Below are 19,163 nucleotides of genomic sequence, written 5' to 3'. Positions count from 1 at the left end.
AGACTTTATTATGAATAGTTCGGTGCTATTAGGTGAAGGCTTCACCCTGATGTTCCTCGGCATGGGGTTCGTGCTGGCGTTTCTGTTCCTGCTGATTTTCGCCATCCGCGGCATGTCCGCCGCCGTCAACCGCTTCTTCCCTGAACCGGTCCCGGTACCGAAGGCGGCACCCGCCGCCGCGCCCGCGGACGACTTCGCCCGCTTAAAGCCGGTGATTGCCGCCGCTATCCACCACCATCGCCGCCTTAACCCTTAATTCACGGAGGAATCCATGACCGTTGCCATTACCGATGTCGTCCTGCGCGACGCCCACCAGTCCCTGTTCGCCACCCGCCTGCGCCTTGATGATATGCTGCCGATTGCCGCCCAGCTTGACGATGTCGGCTACGGCTCGCTGGAGTGCTGGGGCGGCGCGACCTTTGACGCCTGTATCCGTTTTCTCGGCGAAGACCCGTGGGTTCGCCTGCGCGAGCTCAAAAAAGCCATGCCGAAGACTCCCCTGCAGATGCTGCTGCGCGGCCAGAACCTGCTCGGCTATCGCCACTACGCCGATGACGTGGTGGAACGCTTCGTCGAACGCGCGGTGAAAAACGGCATGGACGTCTTCCGCGTCTTCGACGCCATGAACGACCCGCGCAATATGAAGGCCGCCCTGCAGGCGGTGCGCAGCCACGGCGCGCACGCCCAGGGCACGCTCTCCTACACCACCAGCCCGGCACACACGCTGCAGACCTGGCTGGATTTAACCGAACAGCTGCTGGAAACCGGCGTTGACTCGATTGCGATTAAAGATATGTCCGGCATTCTCACGCCGATGGCGGCGTATGAACTGGTCAGCGAAATCAAAAAACGTTTTGAGGTGCGCCTGCACCTGCACTGTCACGCCACCACCGGGATGGCGGAGATGGCCCTGCTGAAGGCCATTGAAGCGGGCGTCGACGGCGTCGACACGGCGATTTCCTCCATGAGCGCCACCTACGGCCACCCGGCCACCGAAGCACTGGTGGCGACGCTCGCCGGAACCGGGTATGACACCGGGCTGGATATCCTGAAGCTGGAAAACATCGCCGCGTACTTCCGCGAGGTGCGCAAAAAATACCACGCCTTTGAAGGCCAGCTGAGAGGCTACGACAGCCGCATTCTGGTGGCCCAGGTGCCGGGCGGAATGCTCACCAACCTGGAAGGCCAGCTGAAGCAGCAGAACGCCGCTCACCGTCTGGATGAGGTGCTGGCGGAAATCCCCCGCGTGCGCGAGGACCTCGGCTTTATCCCGCTGGTGACCCCCACCTCGCAGATTGTCGGCACCCAGGCGGTGCTCAACGTGCTGACCGGCGAGCGCTACAAAACCATCGCCAAAGAAACCGCCGGCATTCTGAAAGGCGAATACGGCCACACCCCGGTGCCGGTGAACGCGGCACTGCAGGCCCGCGTGCTGGAAGGGGCTGCCCCGGTGACCTGCCGCCCGGCAGACCTGCTGAAGCCGGAGCTGGCTGAACTGGAAGCGGACGTCAGGCGCCAGGCGCAGGAGAAGGGCATCACTCTGGCGGGAAACGCCATTGACGACGTGCTCACCGTGGCGCTGTTCCCGCAAATCGGCCTCAAATTCCTTGAGAACCGCCACAACCCGGCGGCGTTTGAGCCGGTACCGCAGGCGGAAGCCGCGCAGCCGGTGGCAAAAGCAGAGAAGCCTGCCGCTTCCGGTATCTACACCGTGGAAGTGGAAGGCAAAGCCTTTGTGGTGAAAGTCAGCGACGGCGGCGATATCAGCCAGCTTACTGCGGCTGTTCCGGCGGCCTCTTCCGCACCGGTTCAGGCTGCCGCCCCGGCAGGCGCTGGTACACCGGTCACCGCGCCGCTGGCGGGCAACATCTGGAAGGTGATTGCCGCTGAAGGCCAGACGGTGGCCGAAGGCGATGTGCTGCTGATTCTGGAAGCCATGAAAATGGAAACCGAAATCCGCGCCGCGCAGGCCGGCACCGTCCGCGGTATCGCGGTGAAGTCCGGGGATGCGGTTTCCGTCGGCGACACCTTGATGACGCTGGCGTAAGGACGAGGAGCGGAAATGGAAAGTCTGAACGCCCTGCTTCAGGGCATGGGGCTGATGCACCTTGGCACAGGCCAGGCCATCATGCTGCTGGTCAGCCTGCTGCTGCTGTGGCTGGCAATTGCGAAGAAGTTCGAGCCGTTACTGCTGCTGCCGATTGGCTTCGGCGGCCTGCTCTCCAACATCCCGGAAGCGGGTATGGCGCTGACCGCGCTGGAAAGCCTGCTGGCGCATCACGACGCCGGGCAGCTGGCGGTGATTGCCGCGAAGCTCAACTGCGCGCCGGACGTGCACGCCATTAAAGAGGCATTAGCGCTGGCGCTGCCGTCGGTGCAGAGCCAGATGGAGAACCTGGCGGTGGACATGGGCTACACGCCGGGGGTGCTGGCGCTGTTCTATAAAGTGGCGATTGGCTCCGGTGTCGCGCCGCTGGTCATCTTTATGGGCGTGGGGGCGATGACCGACTTCGGCCCGCTGCTGGCGAATCCGCGCACCCTGCTGCTCGGCGCGGCGGCGCAGTTCGGCATCTTCGCCACCGTGCTGGGGGCGCTGACGCTGAACTACTTCGGCCTGATTTCCTTCACCCTGCCGCAGGCGGCGGCCATCGGCATTATCGGCGGCGCGGACGGCCCGACGGCGATTTATCTGTCGGGCAAGCTGGCCCCGGAGCTGCTGGGAGCCATCGCGGTGGCGGCGTACTCGTATATGGCGCTGGTGCCGTTAATCCAGCCACCGATTATGCGCGCGCTGACCAGCGAGAAAGAGCGGAAAATCCGCATGGTGCAGCTGCGCACGGTGAGTAAGCGGGAAAAAATCCTCTTCCCGGTGGTGCTGTTACTACTGGTGGCGCTGCTGCTGCCGGACGCCGCGCCGCTGCTGGGGATGTTCTGCTTTGGCAATCTGATGCGCGAAAGCGGCGTGGTGGAGCGTCTGAGCGACACGGTACAGAACGGGCTGATTAATATCGTGACCATTTTCCTCGGGCTGTCGGTGGGCGCGAAGCTGGTGGCGGATAAGTTCCTGCAGCCGCAGACGCTGGGCATTCTGCTGCTGGGTGTGATTGCCTTTGGTATCGGGACTGCCGCCGGGGTGCTGATGGCGAAGCTGCTGAACCTGTGCAGTAAGAACAAAATCAACCCGCTTATCGGTTCGGCGGGGGTGTCGGCGGTGCCGATGGCGGCCCGCGTATCGAACAAAGTGGGGCTGGAGTCGGACGCACAGAACTTCCTGCTGATGCACGCGATGGGCCCGAACGTGGCGGGGGTGATTGGCTCGGCGATAGCCGCCGGGGTGATGCTCAAGTACGTGCTGGCGATGTAAATCTGTTCCTTTCCCGGAGGCGGCGCGTTGCGCCTGTCCGGGCTACCGGATTGCATGGATCTGTAGCCCGGGCAGATGCGCAGCATCGCCTCCGGGAATGTCCCATAAGGAGACTTTGATGAATGAAACCATAGCATTTCGTCCGGAAGGCCGGGCATCGACAAAAGATGTGGTTGTCAATTACACGCTGGCGTCACTGGACGAGCTTGAACAACTGCACCCGGCGCTGAATCTGCTGGCGCACCCGCCAATCGTCCGTGGCAGCCATGATTTCTTTGTCCGTTGTTATGACGCGGGCATACAGCATGCGCAGGCCGGGGCGGCTGAAACGGTAGCGGTTTTGCCTGATTCGCTGCCACAAGAACGGCAAAGGAGCGGGTTGCTGTGTGCCGCAGCAGGTCGTCTGGATGCCCTGCGCCAGCCGCTGACGCACAATCGTTTATGTGACCTGGCCAGTCAGTTCTGTGCTGGCATGGCAGATGTTGACAGCGAAACCCGCAGCGGTTTTTATACCGTGCGCAGCATATCGCTGCCGGTTTACCGGCGGCTGTTGCGGGATCAACATTCTCACGGTGTCTGCCTGCAGCAGGCTCTGCTGCACCTGCTGGCCTGGAAGAGCGATTCTCCCTGGGCGCGGCAGCAGGCGCAGCGGCTGCTCTGGCAGGGCGGCGTGCTGGGCGATAAAGGTGAGTTTGCGCTTATGACGCTGGATGATGAACTGCGGGAGCGCCAGATTGAGTGGCCCGGGCTGTGGTCGCTGCTGGCCGTCACCGGGTTTCTGGCGAAATTCCCTGCCGGGCCGATATTTGCTGACTGAAAAATGAGGACTGCTGACAATTATCTGTTGTGTTGGCATTTCTGCGAGAGGCAGCTAGCGCTTTGACTGATTTACGAAATGAGAATATCAACAGATTACGTACTTTTTGTAGGTCCGTGGTTGGAACATTGCCACCTGGTTACACGTTGTCAGCAGCCTCAAGCGTGGATGGTTCCACGCTTTTTTTGTCTATGGAAAACCCCCAGCCAGGCCCTGTCTCTTGATCAGGAGGTCTGATCAAGAGACAGGGCTATGCCGGAGGATATTTATTGGAAACCGATGAGATAGTCCACCGTGTCACCAATCGAAATATAAATAAATATATAACGAAATAATTCGGCGCTATAATTCTCCTCTGATTAATAACGTAGCCCGAACTATGACCTGTCAGGACAAATCACTTTTAGCCCCCGCTCTCGCTTCCACGCCCGTCATTCCGCGCTATCGCCAGCTCATACGCAAACGGGCCGTGCTCATGTTAGCTATTGCGCTGGCGATGATGGCTTCACTGATGGTGGATGTAACCTGTGGGTCTTCTGGTTTACCGCTCAGTGCGCTGTGGCAGGCGCTTTTCCAGCCGGAAAAGGTGAATGCGGGCATACACGTTATTGTCTGGGATATCCGCTTGCCCTATGCCCTGATGGCGCTGCTGGTAGGCATGGCGTTAGGGTTAGCGGGCGCCGAAATGCAAACCATTTTAAATAATCCGCTGGCGACGCCGTTTACCCTCGGCGTATCGTCCGCGGCGGCTTTTGGCGCTGCGCTGGCGATTGTGTTGGGGATCGGTATTCCCGGTATTCCTGCCGCCTGGTTTATCCCGGCCAATGCGTTCATCTTTGCGCTTTTATCCGCGTTACTCCTGGACGGTATTACCCGTTGGACAGGCGTCGCCGCATCCGGAGTGGTGTTGTTCGGTATTGCGCTGGTATTCACCTTTAACGCGTTGGTCGCCATTATGCAGTTTGTGGCTGATGAAGATACGCTGCAGGGGCTGGTATTCTGGACGATGGGGAGCCTGGTCCGTGCGTCGTGGGAAAAATTGGGCGTACTGGCCGTGGTGTTTATTGCTGTGCTTTTTTGCGCGTTACGAAGCGCCTGGCAACTCACGGCATTACGTCTGGGCGAAGAGAGGGCGATGAGCTTTGGGATTCATGTCCGCCGTTTACGCCTGCTGTCACTGTTGCGTATCAGCTTGTTATCAGCGCTGACGGTAGCTTTCGTCGGGCCGATTGGTTTTATTGGTCTCGTTGCGCCGCACATTGCGCGAATACTTTTGGGGGAAGATCACCGTTTCTACCTTCCGGGCAGCGTGCTGATAGGCGGGCTGGTGTTATCGCTGGCCTCTATTGCGGCGAAAAATAGTGTTCCGGGTGTCATGGTGCCGGTGGGGATTGTCACCTCGCTGGTCGGGGTTCCGTTCTTTTTAAGCATTGTATTGCGACATCGGGGGAGTCTCTGATGCGCGGGTTAATGCTCCGGTCATTTAGCGCCGGCTATTCCACTCAGCCGGTTATTGCAGATCTCAACGTTCCCTTACTGCCGCGCGGGAAAATTACCATTTTGCTCGGGCCGAACGGCTGTGGTAAATCGACGTTACTACGTTCGCTGGCCGGGCTGAATAACGCCGACGGCGAGGCGCTGCTTGATGGCGAGGATCTCATGTCGTTATCGTTTGCCGAGCGGGCGCAGAAAGTTGTGTTTTTGCCGCAGTCATTACCGCAGGGCGTACATCTGCATGTACTGGAGTCGATTATCGTGGTACTGCGGGCATCAGGCGGCAGAGACAATGCGCAGGGCAGAGCGCAGATACTGGCTATCCTTGAGCAATTGGGCATAACGCATCTGGCGTTGCAGTATCTCGACCAGCTTTCCGGCGGTCAACGGCAGTTAGTGGGTCTGGCGCAATCGCTGATTCGTCGCCCTGAACTTCTGTTGCTGGATGAGCCGCTCAGCGCGCTGGATTTAAACTATCAGTTTCACGTAATGGATCTCGTGCGTCGGGATACCCAGGCGCAAAATAGGGTGACGATAGTCGTGGCGCATGACATTAATATTGCACTGCGTCATGGTGACCATGTCCTGATGCTAAAAGACGGCAGGCTGGTCGCCAGCGGCGCGCCGGAGACGGTGATTACTGCGGAGCGTCTGGCTGAAGTGTACCGGGTACGAGGACGCGTGGAGCGCTGTTCGCAGGGGAAATTGCAGGTGGTGCTGGACGGCGTGATCGCTGTTTAAGACGTATTGCCTGATGGCGCTGCGCTTATCCGGCCTACCCATTGCTCGTAGGCCGGATAAGGCAGTTATACCGCCATCCGGCAAAGGTGATTACTTCGCTTTACCCTGATTCGCCACGGCAGCCGCTTTCGCGGCGATTTCGTCAGCGTTGCCCAGATAGTAATGTTTGATCGGCTTGAAGTTTTCGTCGAACTCATACACCAGCGGCACGCCGGTCGGGATGTTTAACTCAAGGATCTCATCTTCACTCATGTTATCCAGGTATTTCACCAGCGCACGCAATGAGTTACCGTGAGCGGCGATGATCACGCGCTCACCGCTCTTCATACGCGGCAGGATGGTGTCGTTCCAGTAAGGAATAACGCGGTCGATGGTCAGCGCCAGACTTTCGGTCAACGGCAGCTCTTTCTCGCTCAGTTTGGCATAACGTGGATCGTGACCCGGATAACGCTCATCATCTTTGGTCAGTTCCGGCGGCGTCACGGCAAAACCGCGGCGCCACTGTTTAACCTGCTCGTCACCATATTTTTCTGCCGTTTCCGCTTTATTCAGCCCCTGCAACGCGCCATAGTGACGTTCATTGAGTTTCCAGGATTTTTCCACCGGCAGCCACGCCTGATCCAGTTCATCCAGTACGTTCCACAGCGTATGGATAGCGCGTTTCAGTACGGAAGTGTAGGCAAAATCAAAGCTGAAACCTTCTTCTTTTAGCAGTTTACCCGCTGCTTTTGCTTCGCTTACGCCTTTTTCAGACAGGTCAACATCATACCAGCCGGTGAAACGGTTCTCTTTGTTCCATTGACTTTCACCGTGACGTACCAGAACCAGCTTAGTTACAGCCATACTCTCACTCCTATAAATCATATGTAATGATAATAATTCTCATTATATTGCCGCGAGGTGTTGGCGGCAATGCTTACGCATAACCATAGCGAAAATAGTGGCGCAGTGTAAGGTTCTTGTGAACTCAGAGTTGCGATTTTGTCTTTAAGTGGTGGAGGTTTGAGCAGGGCAATGGCGCGTAGGCCCGATAAGCTTGCGTCATCGGGCATGTAGCGGCATATCGTTAGAACGGAATAAACTGATACTCGGTCAGGCTGGCGTACTCCTCGCCAGGGCGAAGGATACAGTCAGGCTGCGGCCATTCAGGATGATTCGGGCTGTCCGGCAGCAGTTCGCTTTCCAGCGCCAGCCCTTGCCAGTCGGCATAAGGTTCCGGTCCGCGGGAAGGTGTACCCGCCAGATAATTGCCGGAATAAAACTGTAGCGCCGGGGCGGTGGTGTAAACCATCATTTGTAGCTTTCCATCCTGTGACCACAGACGGGCCGCCGGCTTTTTGCCATCACCCTGCGTCTGTAGCAGGAAAGCATGATCGTAGCCTTTAACCTTGCGCTGATCGTCATCGGCGAGAAATTCACTGGCAATGACTTTTGGCATCCGGAAGTCAAACGAGGTATTGGCTACCGATTTTAGCCCCAGGCGTGGAATACCGGATTCATCTACCGGCAGATACTCATCCGCCAGAATTTGCAGCTTATGCTGGCGCACGTCGGTCCGATCGCCGTCCAGATTAAAATAGACGTGGTTGGTCAAATTCACCGGACAGGGTTTATCGACCGTCGCCCGGTAGGTGATGGAGATTCTATTGTCATCGGTCAGACGATATTGCGCCGTGGCGCAAAGATGGCCGGGAAAGCCCTGGTCGCCGTCATCAGAGGTGAGTGCGAATAATACCTGGCGATCGTTCTGGTTCACAATTTGCCAGCGGCGCTTGTCAAAGCCTTCCGGTCCGCCGTGTAGCTGGTTCTCGCCCTGGCTTGGGCTTAACTGTACGGTTTCGCCGGCAAACGTATAGCGGCTATTGGCGATACGGTTCGCGTAACGGCCAATAGAGGCGCCGAGGAATGACGTCTGTTCAGGGTAGTGTTCCGGGCTGGCGCAGCCCAGCAATGCTTCCCGAACGCTGCCGTCAGACAGCGGAATACGGGCGGAAAGAAGAGTGGCTCCCCAGTCCATCAGCGTTACCACCATCCCTGCGCTGTTGCGCAGGGTTAGCAGGCGGTACGGTTGACCATCGGGGGCCAGTGCGGGCGTTTCATTTAGCACTGTCCTGCTCCTTGTGACGGTTTGCATACATAAAAGGTTTCTTTGATTCCGGTTTTCGCTTCGTACTGTTGCGCAACGGCCTGCTGCACAGCGGGAACCAGATCTTCCGGGATCAGTGCGACAACACAGCCGCCAAAGCCGCCGCCGGTCATGCGCACGCCGCCTTGATCGCCGATGGTCGCTTTGACAATGTCTACCAGCGTGTCTATCTGCGGGACGGTAATTTCGAAATCATCGCGCATTGAGGCATGGGACTCCGCCATCAGTTGGCCCATACGTTGCAAATCACCTTTCTCCAGCGCGCTTGCCGCTTCAACGGTGCGCGCATTTTCGCTCAATACATGGCGAACGCGTTTTGCGACTACCGGGTCCAGTTCGCTGGCGACGGCATTGAACGCCTCAAGGCTGACATCGCGCAGGGCCGGCTGCTGGAAGAAACGGGCGCCGGTTTCGCACTGTTCACGGCGGGTATTATACTCGCTGCCCACCAGAGTGCGCTTAAAGTTACTGTTGATGATCACCACGGCGACGCCTTTCGGCATGGAAACCGCTTTGGCGCCGAGCGTACGGCAATCAATCAGCAACGCATGATCTTTTTTGCCGAGCGCAGAGATGAGCTGATCCATAATGCCGCAGTTACAGCCGACAAACTGGTTCTCGGCCTCTTGTCCGTTGAGCGCAATTTGCGCGCCGTCCAGCGGCAGGTGATAAAGCTGCTGGAAGACGGTGCCCACCGCCACTTCCAGCGAGGCGGAGGAGCTTAACCCGGCGCCCTGCGGCACATTGCCGCTGATGACCATATCCACGCCGCCAAACGCGTTGTTACGCTGCTGCAGGTGTTTCACTACGCCGCGCACATAGTTAGACCACTGCTGGCTATCGTGGGTCACGATCGGCGCATCCAGTGAAAATTCGTCCACCTGATTGTCGTAATCGGCGGCAATCACCCGTACGGTACGATCGTCGCGCGGCGCACAGCTAATTACGGTCTGGTAATCAATAGCGCAGGGCAGAACAAAACCATCATTGTAATCAGTGTGCTCGCCGATCAGATTGACGCGACCTGGCGCCTGAATCGTGTGGGTGGCAGGGTAGCCGAAAATTTCAGCAAACAGCGCGCGCGTTTTCTCTTTCAGATTCATTTTTATACTCCGGATTCGCGAAAATGGATGTCGCTGACCGCGCGCAGGCGTTCAGCCGCTTGTTCTGCGGTTAAATCACGCTGGGTTTCCGCCAGCATTTCATAGCCGACCATAAATTTACGGACGGTCGCAGAGCGCAGCAGCGGCGGATAAAAGTGCGCGTGCAACTGCCAGTGCGCGTTTTCTTCACCGTTAAACGGCGCGCCGTGCCAGCCCATTGAGTAGGGGAAGGAACACTGAAACAGGTTGTCATAACGACTGGTCAGCTTTTTCAACGCCAGCGCCAGAGAGTCGCGCTGCTCGTCGCTTAAATCGGTAATGCGCAGGACATGCGTTTTGGGTAACAGTAGCGTTTCGAACGGCCACGCCGCCCAGTAAGGCACCACCGCCAGCCAGTGTTCGGTTTCGACCACGGTGCGGCTGCCGTCCGCCAGTTCTCGCTGGACATAATCCACCAGCATTGGCGAACGCTGTTCGGCGAAATAGGCTTTTTGTAAACGATCTTCGCGTTCGGCCTCATTCGGCAGGAAGCTGTTGGCCCAGACCTGCCCATGCGGATGCGGGTTCGAACAGCCCATCGCCGCGCCTTTATTTTCAAAGACCTGCACCCACGGATAGGTTTTACCTAACTCGGCGGTCTGCGTCTGCCAGGTTCTGACGATTTCCGTCAGCGCGGGCAGACTCAACTCCGGCAGCGTTTTACTGTGATCGGGAGAAAAGCAGATCACGCGGCTGGTGCCGCGCGCGCTCTGACAGCGCATCAGCGGATCGTGGCTGTCCGGCGCATCCGGCGTGTCGGCCATCAGCGCCGCGAAATCGTTAGTAAAGACGTAAGTCCCTTTGTAATCGGGATTTTTATCGCCGGTGACACGCGTATTGCCCGCACACAGGAAGCAGTCCGGATCGTGGGCCGGCAGCATTTGCTGAGACGGCGTTTCCTGCGCCCCCTGCCAGGGTCGTTTTGCGCGATGCGGTGAAACCAGAACCCACTGGCCGGTAAGCGGGTTATAACGGCGATGCGGATGATCGATGGGATTAAATGGGGTCATAACAACGTCCTTAATCTGGGTATCCCTGCGGATGGCGTGACTGCCAGTGCCAGGTGTCCTGCGCCATTTCGTCAAGCGTGCGGGTGACGCGCCAGTTCAGCTCGCGATCGGCTTTGCTGGCATCCGCCCAATACGCCGGGAGATCGCCGTCGCGACGCGGCGCGAAGTGGTAATTAATGGGTTTACCGCAGGCTTTACTAAAAGCGTTGACCACATCCAGGACGCTACTGCCGACACCCGCGCCGAGGTTATAAATATGTACGCCGGATTTGTCCGCCAGTTTTTCCATCGCCACGACGTGCCCGTCGGCTAAGTCCATAACGTGAATGTAATCGCGCACGCCGGTGCCATCCTCGGTCGGGTAATCGTTGCCGAAAACGGCGAGCGATTCGCGACGACCCACGGCGACCTGGGCGATATAGGGCATCAGGTTATTCGGAATACCTTGCGGATCTTCTCCCATGTCGCCCGACGGGTGCGCGCCGACCGGGTTGAAATAACGCAGCAGTGCAATACTCCACTCCGGCTGGGCTTTTTGCAGATCGGTGAGGATCTGTTCTACCATCAATTTACTTTTGCCGTAGGGGCTTTGCGGCGTGCCGGTAGGAAAACTTTCGACATAAGGGATCTTGGGCTGATCGCCATAAACGGTGGCGGAGGAGCTAAAAATAAGGTTTTTAACGTTGGCCGCACGCATGGCGCTGATTAACCGTAGCGTACCGTTGACGTTGTTGTCATAGTACTCCAGCGGCCTGGCGACCGATTCGCCGACGGCTTTCAGGCCGGCAAAGTGAATCACGGTATCAATCGCGTGATCGTGCAGAATTTCGGTTATAAGCGCTTCGTTGCGAATATCGCCTTCGACAAAGGTCGGGTGCTTACCGCCCAGACGTTCAATCACGGGCAGCACGCTGCGCTTGCTGTTGCAGAGGTTATCGAGGATGACGACGTCATGACCATTTTGCAGCAACTGTACGCAGGTATGACTTCCAATGTAACCGCTACCACCTGTAACCAATACTCTCATAATTCGCTCCGTTAAGCCTATGGTATGGAATAACCATAGCATAACAAAGATGCGAAAAGTGTGACATGCAATAAATTAGTGGAATCGTTTACACACTGGTGATTTTACGCATTTATATCAATTAAATGATTACAAATCATCTGGCTTGAGAATGCTTCTGCTTTTTATCCGAAAAAAAGGCGCGTTACGCGCCTGGGAATGAAACGGACGGGGCAGGAGCTGTCAGTCTTTTTTACGCGAGAGTAGCTTCCTGGCGAGCGCCCCGACAGCGACGACGCCGATGGCGGTCACTTTCCAGAATTTAAGTAACGCGATACCGAGCATAGCAAGCAGTCCTACTTTCTTGGCCGCGATACCGCCAATCAGCGCGGCGAGCCCATACTCCGCTATTTTGTCCGTTGATTCGTTGAAGTCAGCGTAGCGTTGTCCAGCGTTGAACTTGACGGAACTGAGAATTCTTTTCGCCAGAGGGATTTCGTGGTCAACAGAACCTCTGTCGGTCACCAGATTTAAAGAAAAATAGCCTTCACGTCCCAGCAGATAGGTGTTGTAGTTCACGCCTTGTTCATTCAGTGGTTCGTTGGTGCCGATATCATGGATGGCGGCGGACCAGATCAGACGATGATTGGTTGCATCGTAGGTAGGCTTCTCGATCCAGCCAATAATTTCTATCGGCTCAATGCCTTTTGCAATACGATCTTTATTCGCTTCTTTTGTGCCTTTGCGCAGGTTATCCATTAATTCATCGGCATCCCAATTTTTTGCATCATCATCTTTTACATAACCAGAATCATCATATTCGATAGAAATAAATCCATTCATTTCCTTTTTAAATACGAGACCGTAAAAATATTCATCGTCAACATAGTTACCAATTTCACGCATAAATACCGCCGCTTCTTTTGCGGGTATCCAGGTAAATCCTTCCGGTAGATTAAGCGTGGCTTTATCACCTAAACTAATCTTTGTCGGACCCGCAACGGCGGCGCGACTCATGCCTTCAACAGCGACCTCAACGGCGGTTTTACGCGCTTCCTGCGCAGCGGTCGGCTTTTGCTCAGCATAACTGCCGGGGCAAAATAACATGGCTGCCAGTAAAAATAGTATTATTTGTGGAAAACGAAAAGCCATAATGAATCCCTTATATTCACATACGACATCATTGTCGAAAATTTCAGGATTATTATGACAATGAGGCGGTCAGCGATTCAAGAGATAGTAAGCTTATCGACCGTTATTATTATTCTTAATAAAAGGAGAGTGGTTCCAGAATGGCGCGCGGCGCCATTCTGATAATACATTTAATGATTGCATCGTCCGGAAACGTACTTATAACGTTCGCCATCTGGTACAAATTCCAGCCGGTGGGTAATACAGGCAGGCGCATCCTCTGCATGATGGGAAACGAACAGCAGTTGAGTTTGTCCCTGGCGAATTAATACATCCACAAAACGGCGTACCAGTTGGCGGTTCAGCGGGTCCAACCCTTGCAGCGGCTCATCCAGAATCAACACTGTCGGATGTTTAACCAGCGCGCGCACGATGAGCGCCAGCCGCTGCTGTCCCCAGGAAAGACTGTGGAAGGGGGCATCCGCCGTACGCTTATCGATTCCCAGAATATCCAGCCACTGTTGCGCCAGTTTTCGTTGCCTGTCTGAAACGGCCTGGTAAATGCCGATAGAATCGAAATAGCCGGAGAGAATGACATTGCGCACCGTGGTACTGACGCGGTAATCCAGATGTAAACTGCTGCTGACGTAGCCGATATGTTTTTTGATATCCCAGATTGTTTCGCCGCTTCCTCGCCGCCGCCCGAACAGCGTGAGATCGTTGCTGTAGCCTTGCGGATGATCGCCAGTAATAAGGCTAAGCAGCGTAGACTTACCCGCCCCGTTAGGACCGACGATCTGCCAGTGTTCGCCTGGATTTACTCGCCAGCTTAGGTGGTGGAGGATAGGGCGATCGTTATACGAGACTACGCCATCGTTAAGTACGATCCGTGGTTCGCCATCGGGTAACGCATGGCGGGCGGAAGGTTCGTCCGGTTCGGGTAATTGTACGTCGGTCAGACGCTCGCTGTGCGCGAGTTGAGCGACCAACGCCCGTTGCAGCAACTCTGTCGTCGTTCCGGTCTCCGCCAGCGTACAGTCGGCAAGCACGCCGGCAAACTGCACGAAGTCCGGGATCTCATCAAAACGGTTGAGTACCAGCGCCAGGGTCATACCCGCCTGGTTCAACGCCGTCAGGCGTTGCGCCAGTTGTTGACGGGCGGCCACGTCAAGCCCGTCGAACGGTTCATCAAGGATTAATAACTCCGGCTCAGACATCAGCGCCTGACACAGCAGCGCTTTTCGCGTCTCGCCGGTAGAAAGATATTTAAAACGCCTGTTGAGTAAAGCGGAAATGCCGAACTGCTGCGCCAGCATCGCACAGCGGGCAGGATGGTGAACTTCATCCTGAATAATTTCCGCGGTAGTGCGCCCGGTATCGTCTTCGCCAGGACTGAGCATATCGGTGTTATTACGTTGCCACTCATCGCTGACCAGCTTTTGCAATTGTTCAAAGGACAGACGAGTAATGCGGGTAAACCGACACTGGCGCTCGCCAGTTAATAACGGCAGTTCACCCGCCAGCGCGCGGGCGAGCGCCGACTTCCCGCTCCCGTTAGCCCCAACGAATGCCCAGCTATCGCCCGTATTGAGCGTCAGCGAATCCAGATGAAGTGTTTTTGTATCGCTCAGACGAAACGTGCCTTGCGAAATTTGCAACGATGACATTTTGCATCCCATTTTTTGCAGCGATGAATGACAGGGATACGTCTTTCGGCAACGGATGTCAATGTGCTTAGCACAACGTTGCAATAATCACTCTGTCCGCATTAAACCAGGCAATCACGTCATCGCCTTCCTTTAACGTGGCGGCATCCGCAGTCGGTATCGTGGCGCACAGCGTCTGGCCGTCCGGCAGCGCCATCAACACTTCACACTGTTCCGCGCCGCGCTCGATATGGCTGATCGTTCCCGACAACTGATTGTCAGCGGCGCGCGCAACGGCTGCATCCCGGGTAATGCCAACCCACGGCGCTTTTAGCAGGATCAGCACTTCTTTACCTTCCTCCAGGCCGAGACGCTCGCCGCTTTGCGCCGTCAGCGCGACTTTGAGCCGCGTTTTGCCGTCGGCCAGCAGCACGTCGACATGCTGCTGTACCTGATCGCGATCGCGGGCGGTAATGGTGCCGAACCACTGATTTCGGGCGCTGGTTTGCAGTGAAAAGCGGGAGATAGCGGCCAGCAGACTGTCAAGCGGCAGGGCGTCATCGTCGCTTAACACATCGAATGCTTTTTGCTGAATTTGGCCCAGCAAATCGTAAAGCTGGATCAGACGCTGGCCATAGCGGGTTAATACCGCGCCGCCGCCGCCTTTGCCGCCCGTTGCGCGTTCAACCAGCATATGTTCGCTAAGCTGGTTCATGTCGTTTATCGCATCCCAGGCGCTCTTATAGCTGATTCCCGCGTCTTTCGCGCCCTGACTAATCGAGCCGGAAAGCGCAATGTGTTTCAGCAGAGAGATACGTCGGGGATCGGCAAAAAGCTTTTGCTGAAGTTTCAGGGTAAGAAGGATTTCGGCCTGCATAACCAGCTCCTGGTAAAAAGACTATTGTGACTGAAAAGCGCGTCAGCGCAAAGCCGACCGCACAAAAGGGGAGTGCTTTTCTGTGTGATGCGGTTAAAATACAAAAAGGACTATATCTGGAGTTGCCCATGTTAGAGTTATTAAAAAGTCTGGTATTCGCCGTCATCATGGTACCGGTAGTGATGGCCATCATCCTCGGTCTGATTTACGGTCTGGGTGAGGTGTTCAACATTTTTTCCGGTATCGGTCAGAAAGACCAGTCCAGACAGAACCGCTGATTTCCCCAAACGCCCGCTCAGTCGGGCGTTTTTGTTACTCAAGATCCTGCTTTTCCTGCCGATATTTTCTGTGTTTAATCGTTAATGGGTATGAATAACCGCTGGGAAACCCCTGAGATTATCGTTATATTGTCGTTTACATAACGAAACGCACAAGGAGTTACAGATGGCGCATTCCTGGTTACGCCTGGTCGCAGGGGCGACATTATCTTTCATCATCGCTGGTCATGCGCTGGCGGATGAAGGCAAGATCACCGTATTCGCCGCCGCGTCGCTAACGAACGCGATGCAAGACATTGCGGCAGAATATAAAAAAGAGAAAAATGTGGATGTGGTCTCCTCATTCGCCTCCTCTTCAACGCTGGCGCGCCAGATAGAAGCGGGCGCGCCGGCGGACCTGTTCATCTCTGCTGATCAGAAATGGATGGATTACGCAGCCGATAAAAAAGCGGTGGATACCACGACGCGCGAAACATTGCTTGGCAATAGCCTGGTGGTGGTAGCGCCGAAAGCCAGCGAGCAGAAACCGTTTACCATCGACAACAAAACGGACTGGATTCGTCTGCTGAACGGCGGGCGTCTGGCGGTGGGCGATCCGCAACACGTACCGGCGGGAATTTATGCCAAAGAAGCGCTGCAAAAGTTGGGCGCATGGCAAACGCTTGAACCGAAACTGGCGCCGGGCGAGGATGTGCGCGGCGCGTTGGCGCTGGTCGAACGTAACGAAGCGCCTTTGGGCATTGTATACGGTTCTGATGCGGTCGCCAGCAAGGGGGTCAACGTGGTGGCGACGTTCCCGGAAGATTCACATAAAAAAGTGGAATACCCCATCGCTATCGTGGAGGGGCATAAAAATGCGGCCGTCAGCGCGTTCTATGATTACCTGAAAGGACCGCAGGCCTCGGCAATCTTTAAACGTTATGGATTTACGACGAAGTAATGATACTGACCGATCCAGAATGGCAGGCTGTCCTTCTTAGCCTGAAAGTGTCTTCCCTGGCCGTGCTGTTTAGCCTGCCGTTTGGGATCTTTTTTGCCTGGTTACTGGTGCGATGCCGGTTTCCGGGCAAAGCCTTACTTGATAGCGTCCTGCATCTGCCGCTGGTGCTGCCGCCGGTGGTGGTCGGCTATCTGCTGCTGGTGTCGATGGGGCGACGCGGGTTTATTGGCCAGTGGCTGTATGACTGGTTCGGTCTCACGTTTGCCTTTAGCTGGCGCGGCGCCGTGCTGGCGGCGGCGGTGATGTCCTTCCCGCTGATGGTGCGGGCCATTCGGCTGGCGCTGGAGGGGGTGGATATCAAGCTTGAACAGGCCGCCAGAACGCTGGGCGCCGGGCGCTGGCGCGTTTTTCTGACTATCACCTTACCGCTTACCCTGCCGGGCATTATTGTCGGTACGGTGCTGGCGTTTGCCCGTTCGCTTGGCGAATTTGGCGCGACCATTACCTTTGTTTCCAATATTCCGGGCGAAACCCGCACCATACCTTCCGCCATGTATACCTTGATCCAGACGCCTGGCGGGGAGAGCGCGGCGGCGAGGCTGTGCGTGATTTCGATTGTATTAGCGCTGATTTCGCTGTTGATTTCTGAATGGCTGGCGCGGATTAGCCGTGAACGGACGGGGCGCTAACCATGCTGGAGCTTAATTTTTCCCAGACGCTGGGAACGCACTGTTTAACCCTCAACGAAACGCTGCCAGCCAGTGGGATCACGGCTATCTTTGGCGTCTCCGGCGCGGGAAAAACCTCGCTGATTAATGCCATCAGCGGTTTGACTCGCCCGCAAAAAGGACGCATCGCGCTGAATGGCCGGGTGTTGCATGACGCGGAAAACGGTATCTGTTTAACGCCGGAAAAGCGCCGCATCGGTTATGTTTTCCAGGATGCGCGCCTGTTCCCCCATTACAAAGTACGCGGCAATTTGCGCTACGGCATGGCGAAAAGCATGACCGGTCAGTTTGATAAGCTGGTGTCGCTGCTGGGAATTGAAGCGTTGCTTGATCGCCTGCCGGGGAGCTTGTCCGGCGGAGAAAAACAGCGCGTAGCGATAGGCCGGGCATTGCTCACCGCCCCGGAGTTGCTGTTGTTGGACGAACCGTTGGCCTCGCTGGATATCCCGCGTAAACGCGAATTACTGCCGTACCTGCAACGGCTGGCGCGAGAAATCAATATTCCCATGCTGTATGTCAGCCATTCTCTCGATGAAATTCTCCACCTGGCGGATAAAGTCATGGTGCTGGAGGATGGACAGGTTAAAGCGTTTGGCCCGCTGGAAGAAGTCTGGGGAAGCAGCGTTATGCACCCGTGGCTGCCGAAAGAGCAACAGAGCAGTATTCTGAAAGTCAGCGTGCTGGAGCATCACCCGCATTATGCCATGACCGCTCTGGCGCTTGGCGACCAGCACCTGTGGGTAAATAAACTCAATCAGCCGCTGCAATCCACACTGCGTATTCGTATACAGGCGTCGGATGTCTCGCTGGTACTACAGCCGCCGCAGCAGACCAGTATCCGCAACGTATTACGGGCAAAAGTGGCGAATTGTTATGACGATAACGGGCAGGTGGAAGTCCAGCTTGAAATAGGCGGCAGAACGCTGTGGGCGCGAATAAGCCCGTGGGCCAGGGATGAGCTGAGTATCAAGCCTGGCCTGTGGCTTTACGCGCAGGTGAAAAGCGTTTCTATCACCGCCTGACTATAGCAGGTGGGTGTAAATAAATTTGGCGATGCTATCGGTAGTGTTATCGCCGATCACAACGTCAGCGCGCGCTTTCACCGCCTCATCGGCGTTGCCCATCGCAACGCCGGTGCCTGCCGCCTCCAGCATACTGATGTCGTTGTAGTTATCGCCGAAAGCGATCACATTTTTCATTGACCCTCCCTGCGCTTCTATCCACTGGGTAAGGCGCTTGCCTTTACTGTTGCCTTTGCGCGCGATATCCACCTGATCGTGCCATGACCATTCGCACTCCAGGCCAAGCGCCTGTTCAACATGCTGACCGAATCGCTGTAGCCTGGGAATATCTTCATCGGTAAGCGCAAACTTCCACACGGCATTCACGTCGCGCGCCGCCTGCGCTAACGAAGAAACCTGTGTAAAGGTCGGACGTTGCTCCGGCGGCAAGGTCTGCGCCCACCGGGAGGTACGCACGACGTGACCGGTTGGGTGTTCGTAAAGCATAGCGTCATCAACATACATCAGGCCGTGAATCTGATGCTCATCCAGTAAATCAATCAACTGCAACGCCTTATCCACGGGCATCGGATCGGCATCCAGGACAGTTTTAGCTTGATAATCATACAAATAGGTGCCGTTGCAGCAAATAGCAGGTGTTTCCAGCGCCAGCGCCTGATAAAAAGGATGAATAGCAACGTGATGGCGGCCAGTGACAATGATAAGTTGAAAGCCCGCCTCTTTGGCGCGTGATAGCGCGTCAAGCGAGGAGGGGAGTAAGGTTTTATGCGGGGTTAATAATGTTCCGTCTAAATCGAGGGCAATCACGCGTGCAGTCATAA

Annotated in this window: 19 protein-coding genes; 10 read left to right on the top strand and 9 right to left on the bottom strand. The window is 56.1% G+C overall.

Going from position 1 to position 19,163, the window contains the following annotated elements; translation table 11 throughout:
* Positions 1–10 precede the first annotated feature (10 nt).
* The 6 genes from HU143_RS15340 to HU143_RS15315 all read left to right on the top strand — a co-directional run bounded on the left by HU143_RS15340 (position 11) and on the right by HU143_RS15315 (position 6,416).
* A complete protein-coding gene (locus HU143_RS15340; RefSeq protein WP_001089088.1) occupies positions 11–256 on the top strand; it encodes an oxaloacetate decarboxylase subunit gamma in 246 nt (81 codons plus the stop codon).
* Between the two features lie 15 nt (positions 257–271).
* Complete coding sequence (gene oadA / locus HU143_RS15335; RefSeq protein WP_051129333.1) at positions 272–2,047, top strand: sodium-extruding oxaloacetate decarboxylase subunit alpha; 1,776 nt, start codon at positions 272–274, stop codon at positions 2,045–2,047.
* 15 nt (positions 2,048–2,062) lie between these two features.
* Positions 2,063–3,364: an oxalacetate decarboxylase subunit beta gene (locus tag HU143_RS15330; RefSeq protein ID WP_053505569.1), complete on the top strand. Its 1,302-nt coding sequence runs from the start codon at positions 2,063–2,065 to the stop codon at positions 3,362–3,364.
* 118 nt (positions 3,365–3,482) lie between these two features.
* Positions 3,483–4,181: a triphosphoribosyl-dephospho-CoA synthase gene (locus HU143_RS15325; protein WP_023227201.1), complete on the top strand. Its 699-nt coding sequence runs from the start codon at positions 3,483–3,485 to the stop codon at positions 4,179–4,181.
* A gap of 379 nt (positions 4,182–4,560) precedes the next feature.
* Positions 4,561–5,640: a FecCD family ABC transporter permease gene (locus HU143_RS15320; protein ID WP_001643138.1), complete on the top strand. Its 1,080-nt coding sequence runs from the start codon at positions 4,561–4,563 to the stop codon at positions 5,638–5,640.
* Positions 5,640–6,416, top strand: a complete 777-nt coding sequence (locus HU143_RS15315; protein ID WP_001214710.1) for an ABC transporter ATP-binding protein — start codon at positions 5,640–5,642, stop codon at positions 6,414–6,416. The genes HU143_RS15320 and HU143_RS15315 overlap by 1 nt, the downstream gene beginning before the upstream one ends.
* Before the next feature lie 90 nt (positions 6,417–6,506).
* On the opposite strand, the gene gpmA is transcribed toward HU143_RS15315, so the two are convergent.
* The 8 genes from gpmA to modE form a co-directional block, all read right to left on the bottom strand.
* A complete protein-coding gene (gene gpmA / locus HU143_RS15310; protein ID WP_000301554.1) occupies positions 6,507–7,259 on the bottom strand; it encodes a 2,3-diphosphoglycerate-dependent phosphoglycerate mutase in 753 nt (250 codons plus the stop codon).
* 223 nt (positions 7,260–7,482) lie between these two features.
* Positions 7,483–8,523 (bottom strand): galactose-1-epimerase, encoded by a 1,041-nt coding sequence (gene galM, locus HU143_RS15305; RefSeq protein WP_023227200.1) that lies wholly within the window; start codon positions 8,521–8,523, stop codon positions 7,483–7,485.
* Positions 8,517–9,665 carry a galactokinase gene (galK, locus tag HU143_RS15300; protein WP_001049364.1) on the bottom strand — a complete coding sequence of 383 codons (1,149 nt, stop codon included), beginning with the start codon at positions 9,663–9,665 and terminating at the stop codon, positions 8,517–8,519. Before galK ends, galM begins: the two co-directional genes overlap by 7 nt.
* A 2-nt stretch (positions 9,666–9,667) precedes the next feature.
* Positions 9,668–10,714, bottom strand: coding sequence for a galactose-1-phosphate uridylyltransferase (gene galT / locus HU143_RS15295; RefSeq protein ID WP_000187473.1), 1,047 nt, complete (start codon positions 10,712–10,714; stop codon positions 9,668–9,670).
* A 10-nt stretch (positions 10,715–10,724) separates the two neighbouring features.
* Positions 10,725–11,741, bottom strand: coding sequence for a UDP-glucose 4-epimerase GalE (galE, locus tag HU143_RS15290; RefSeq protein ID WP_001265457.1), 1,017 nt, complete (start codon positions 11,739–11,741; stop codon positions 10,725–10,727).
* Between the two features lie 222 nt (positions 11,742–11,963).
* On the bottom strand, positions 11,964–12,872 hold the full coding sequence (locus HU143_RS15285) for a DUF2167 domain-containing protein (protein WP_000885515.1): 909 nt from the start codon (positions 12,870–12,872) through the stop codon (positions 11,964–11,966).
* Between the two features lie 170 nt (positions 12,873–13,042).
* Positions 13,043–14,518 (bottom strand): molybdate ABC transporter ATP-binding protein ModF, encoded by a 1,476-nt coding sequence (modF, locus tag HU143_RS15280; RefSeq protein WP_023227199.1) that lies wholly within the window; start codon positions 14,516–14,518, stop codon positions 13,043–13,045.
* Positions 14,519–14,585: 67 nt separating this feature from the next.
* A complete protein-coding gene (gene modE / locus HU143_RS15275; RefSeq protein ID WP_001147416.1) occupies positions 14,586–15,374 on the bottom strand; it encodes a molybdenum-dependent transcriptional regulator in 789 nt (262 codons plus the stop codon).
* 128 nt (positions 15,375–15,502) lie between these two features.
* On the opposite strand from modE, the gene HU143_RS15270 reads away from it, so the two are divergent.
* The 4 genes from HU143_RS15270 (at position 15,503) to modC (ending at position 18,342) form a co-directional block, all read left to right on the top strand.
* On the top strand, positions 15,503–15,652 hold the full coding sequence (locus tag HU143_RS15270; protein ID WP_000891513.1) for an AcrZ family multidrug efflux pump-associated protein: 150 nt from the start codon (positions 15,503–15,505) through the stop codon (positions 15,650–15,652).
* A gap of 166 nt (positions 15,653–15,818) precedes the next feature.
* Positions 15,819–16,592 (top strand): molybdate ABC transporter substrate-binding protein, encoded by a 774-nt coding sequence (gene modA, locus HU143_RS15265; RefSeq protein ID WP_023227198.1) that lies wholly within the window; start codon positions 15,819–15,821, stop codon positions 16,590–16,592.
* Positions 16,592–17,281, top strand: coding sequence for a molybdate ABC transporter permease subunit (modB, locus tag HU143_RS15260; RefSeq protein ID WP_000604026.1), 690 nt, complete (start codon positions 16,592–16,594; stop codon positions 17,279–17,281). The genes modA and modB overlap by 1 nt, the downstream gene beginning before the upstream one ends.
* Positions 17,282–17,283: 2 nt before the next feature.
* Positions 17,284–18,342 carry a molybdenum ABC transporter ATP-binding protein ModC gene (modC, locus tag HU143_RS15255; RefSeq protein ID WP_000891711.1) on the top strand — a complete coding sequence of 353 codons (1,059 nt, stop codon included), beginning with the start codon at positions 17,284–17,286 and terminating at the stop codon, positions 18,340–18,342.
* Here modC and HU143_RS15250 read toward each other — a convergent pair whose 3' ends face one another.
* Entirely contained in the window at positions 18,343–19,161 is an 819-nt protein-coding gene (locus HU143_RS15250; protein ID WP_001748281.1) for a pyridoxal phosphatase, read from the bottom strand.
* Positions 19,162–19,163 lie beyond the last annotated feature (2 nt).

The sequence above is a fragment of the Salmonella sp. SJTUF14076 genome (assembly GCF_015534835.1).
GTDB lineage: Bacteria > Pseudomonadota > Gammaproteobacteria > Enterobacterales > Enterobacteriaceae > Salmonella > Salmonella enterica.
The sequence above is the reverse complement of the archived record's forward strand: the minus strand, read 5'-3'. Positions and strand labels throughout refer to the sequence as shown.

Bases quoted from the DNA above. Each gene is read 5' to 3' on its own strand.
- modF (WP_023227199.1), bottom strand. From the start codon at position 14,518: ATGTCATCGTTGCAAATTTCGCAAGGCACGTTTCGTCTGAGCGATACA.
- HU143_RS15285 (WP_000885515.1), bottom strand. From the start codon at position 12,872: ATGGCTTTTCGTTTTCCACAAATAATACTATTTTTACTGGCAGCCATG.
- modB (WP_000604026.1), top strand. From the start codon at position 16,592: ATGATACTGACCGATCCAGAATGGCAGGCTGTCCTTCTTAGCCTGAAA.
- HU143_RS15330 (WP_053505569.1), top strand. From the start codon at position 2,063: ATGGAAAGTCTGAACGCCCTGCTTCAGGGCATGGGGCTGATGCACCTT.
- HU143_RS15320 (WP_001643138.1), top strand. From the start codon at position 4,561: ATGACCTGTCAGGACAAATCACTTTTAGCCCCCGCTCTCGCTTCCACG.
- gpmA (WP_000301554.1), bottom strand. From the start codon at position 7,259: ATGGCTGTAACTAAGCTGGTTCTGGTACGTCACGGTGAAAGTCAATGG.
- modC (WP_000891711.1), top strand. From the start codon at position 17,284: ATGCTGGAGCTTAATTTTTCCCAGACGCTGGGAACGCACTGTTTAACC.
- modA (WP_023227198.1), top strand. From the start codon at position 15,819: ATGGCGCATTCCTGGTTACGCCTGGTCGCAGGGGCGACATTATCTTTC.
- HU143_RS15270 (WP_000891513.1), top strand. From the start codon at position 15,503: ATGTTAGAGTTATTAAAAAGTCTGGTATTCGCCGTCATCATGGTACCG.
- galE (WP_001265457.1), bottom strand. From the start codon at position 11,741: ATGAGAGTATTGGTTACAGGTGGTAGCGGTTACATTGGAAGTCATACC.
- HU143_RS15340 (WP_001089088.1), top strand. From the start codon at position 11: ATGAATAGTTCGGTGCTATTAGGTGAAGGCTTCACCCTGATGTTCCTC.
- oadA (WP_051129333.1), top strand. From the start codon at position 272: ATGACCGTTGCCATTACCGATGTCGTCCTGCGCGACGCCCACCAGTCC.
- galK (WP_001049364.1), bottom strand. From the start codon at position 9,665: ATGAATCTGAAAGAGAAAACGCGCGCGCTGTTTGCTGAAATTTTCGGC.
- HU143_RS15315 (WP_001214710.1), top strand. From the start codon at position 5,640: ATGCGCGGGTTAATGCTCCGGTCATTTAGCGCCGGCTATTCCACTCAG.
- HU143_RS15325 (WP_023227201.1), top strand. From the start codon at position 3,483: ATGAATGAAACCATAGCATTTCGTCCGGAAGGCCGGGCATCGACAAAA.
- galT (WP_000187473.1), bottom strand. From the start codon at position 10,714: ATGACCCCATTTAATCCCATCGATCATCCGCATCGCCGTTATAACCCG.
- modE (WP_001147416.1), bottom strand. From the start codon at position 15,374: ATGCAGGCCGAAATCCTTCTTACCCTGAAACTTCAGCAAAAGCTTTTT.
- HU143_RS15250 (WP_001748281.1), bottom strand. From the start codon at position 19,161: ATGACTGCACGCGTGATTGCCCTCGATTTAGACGGAACATTATTAACC.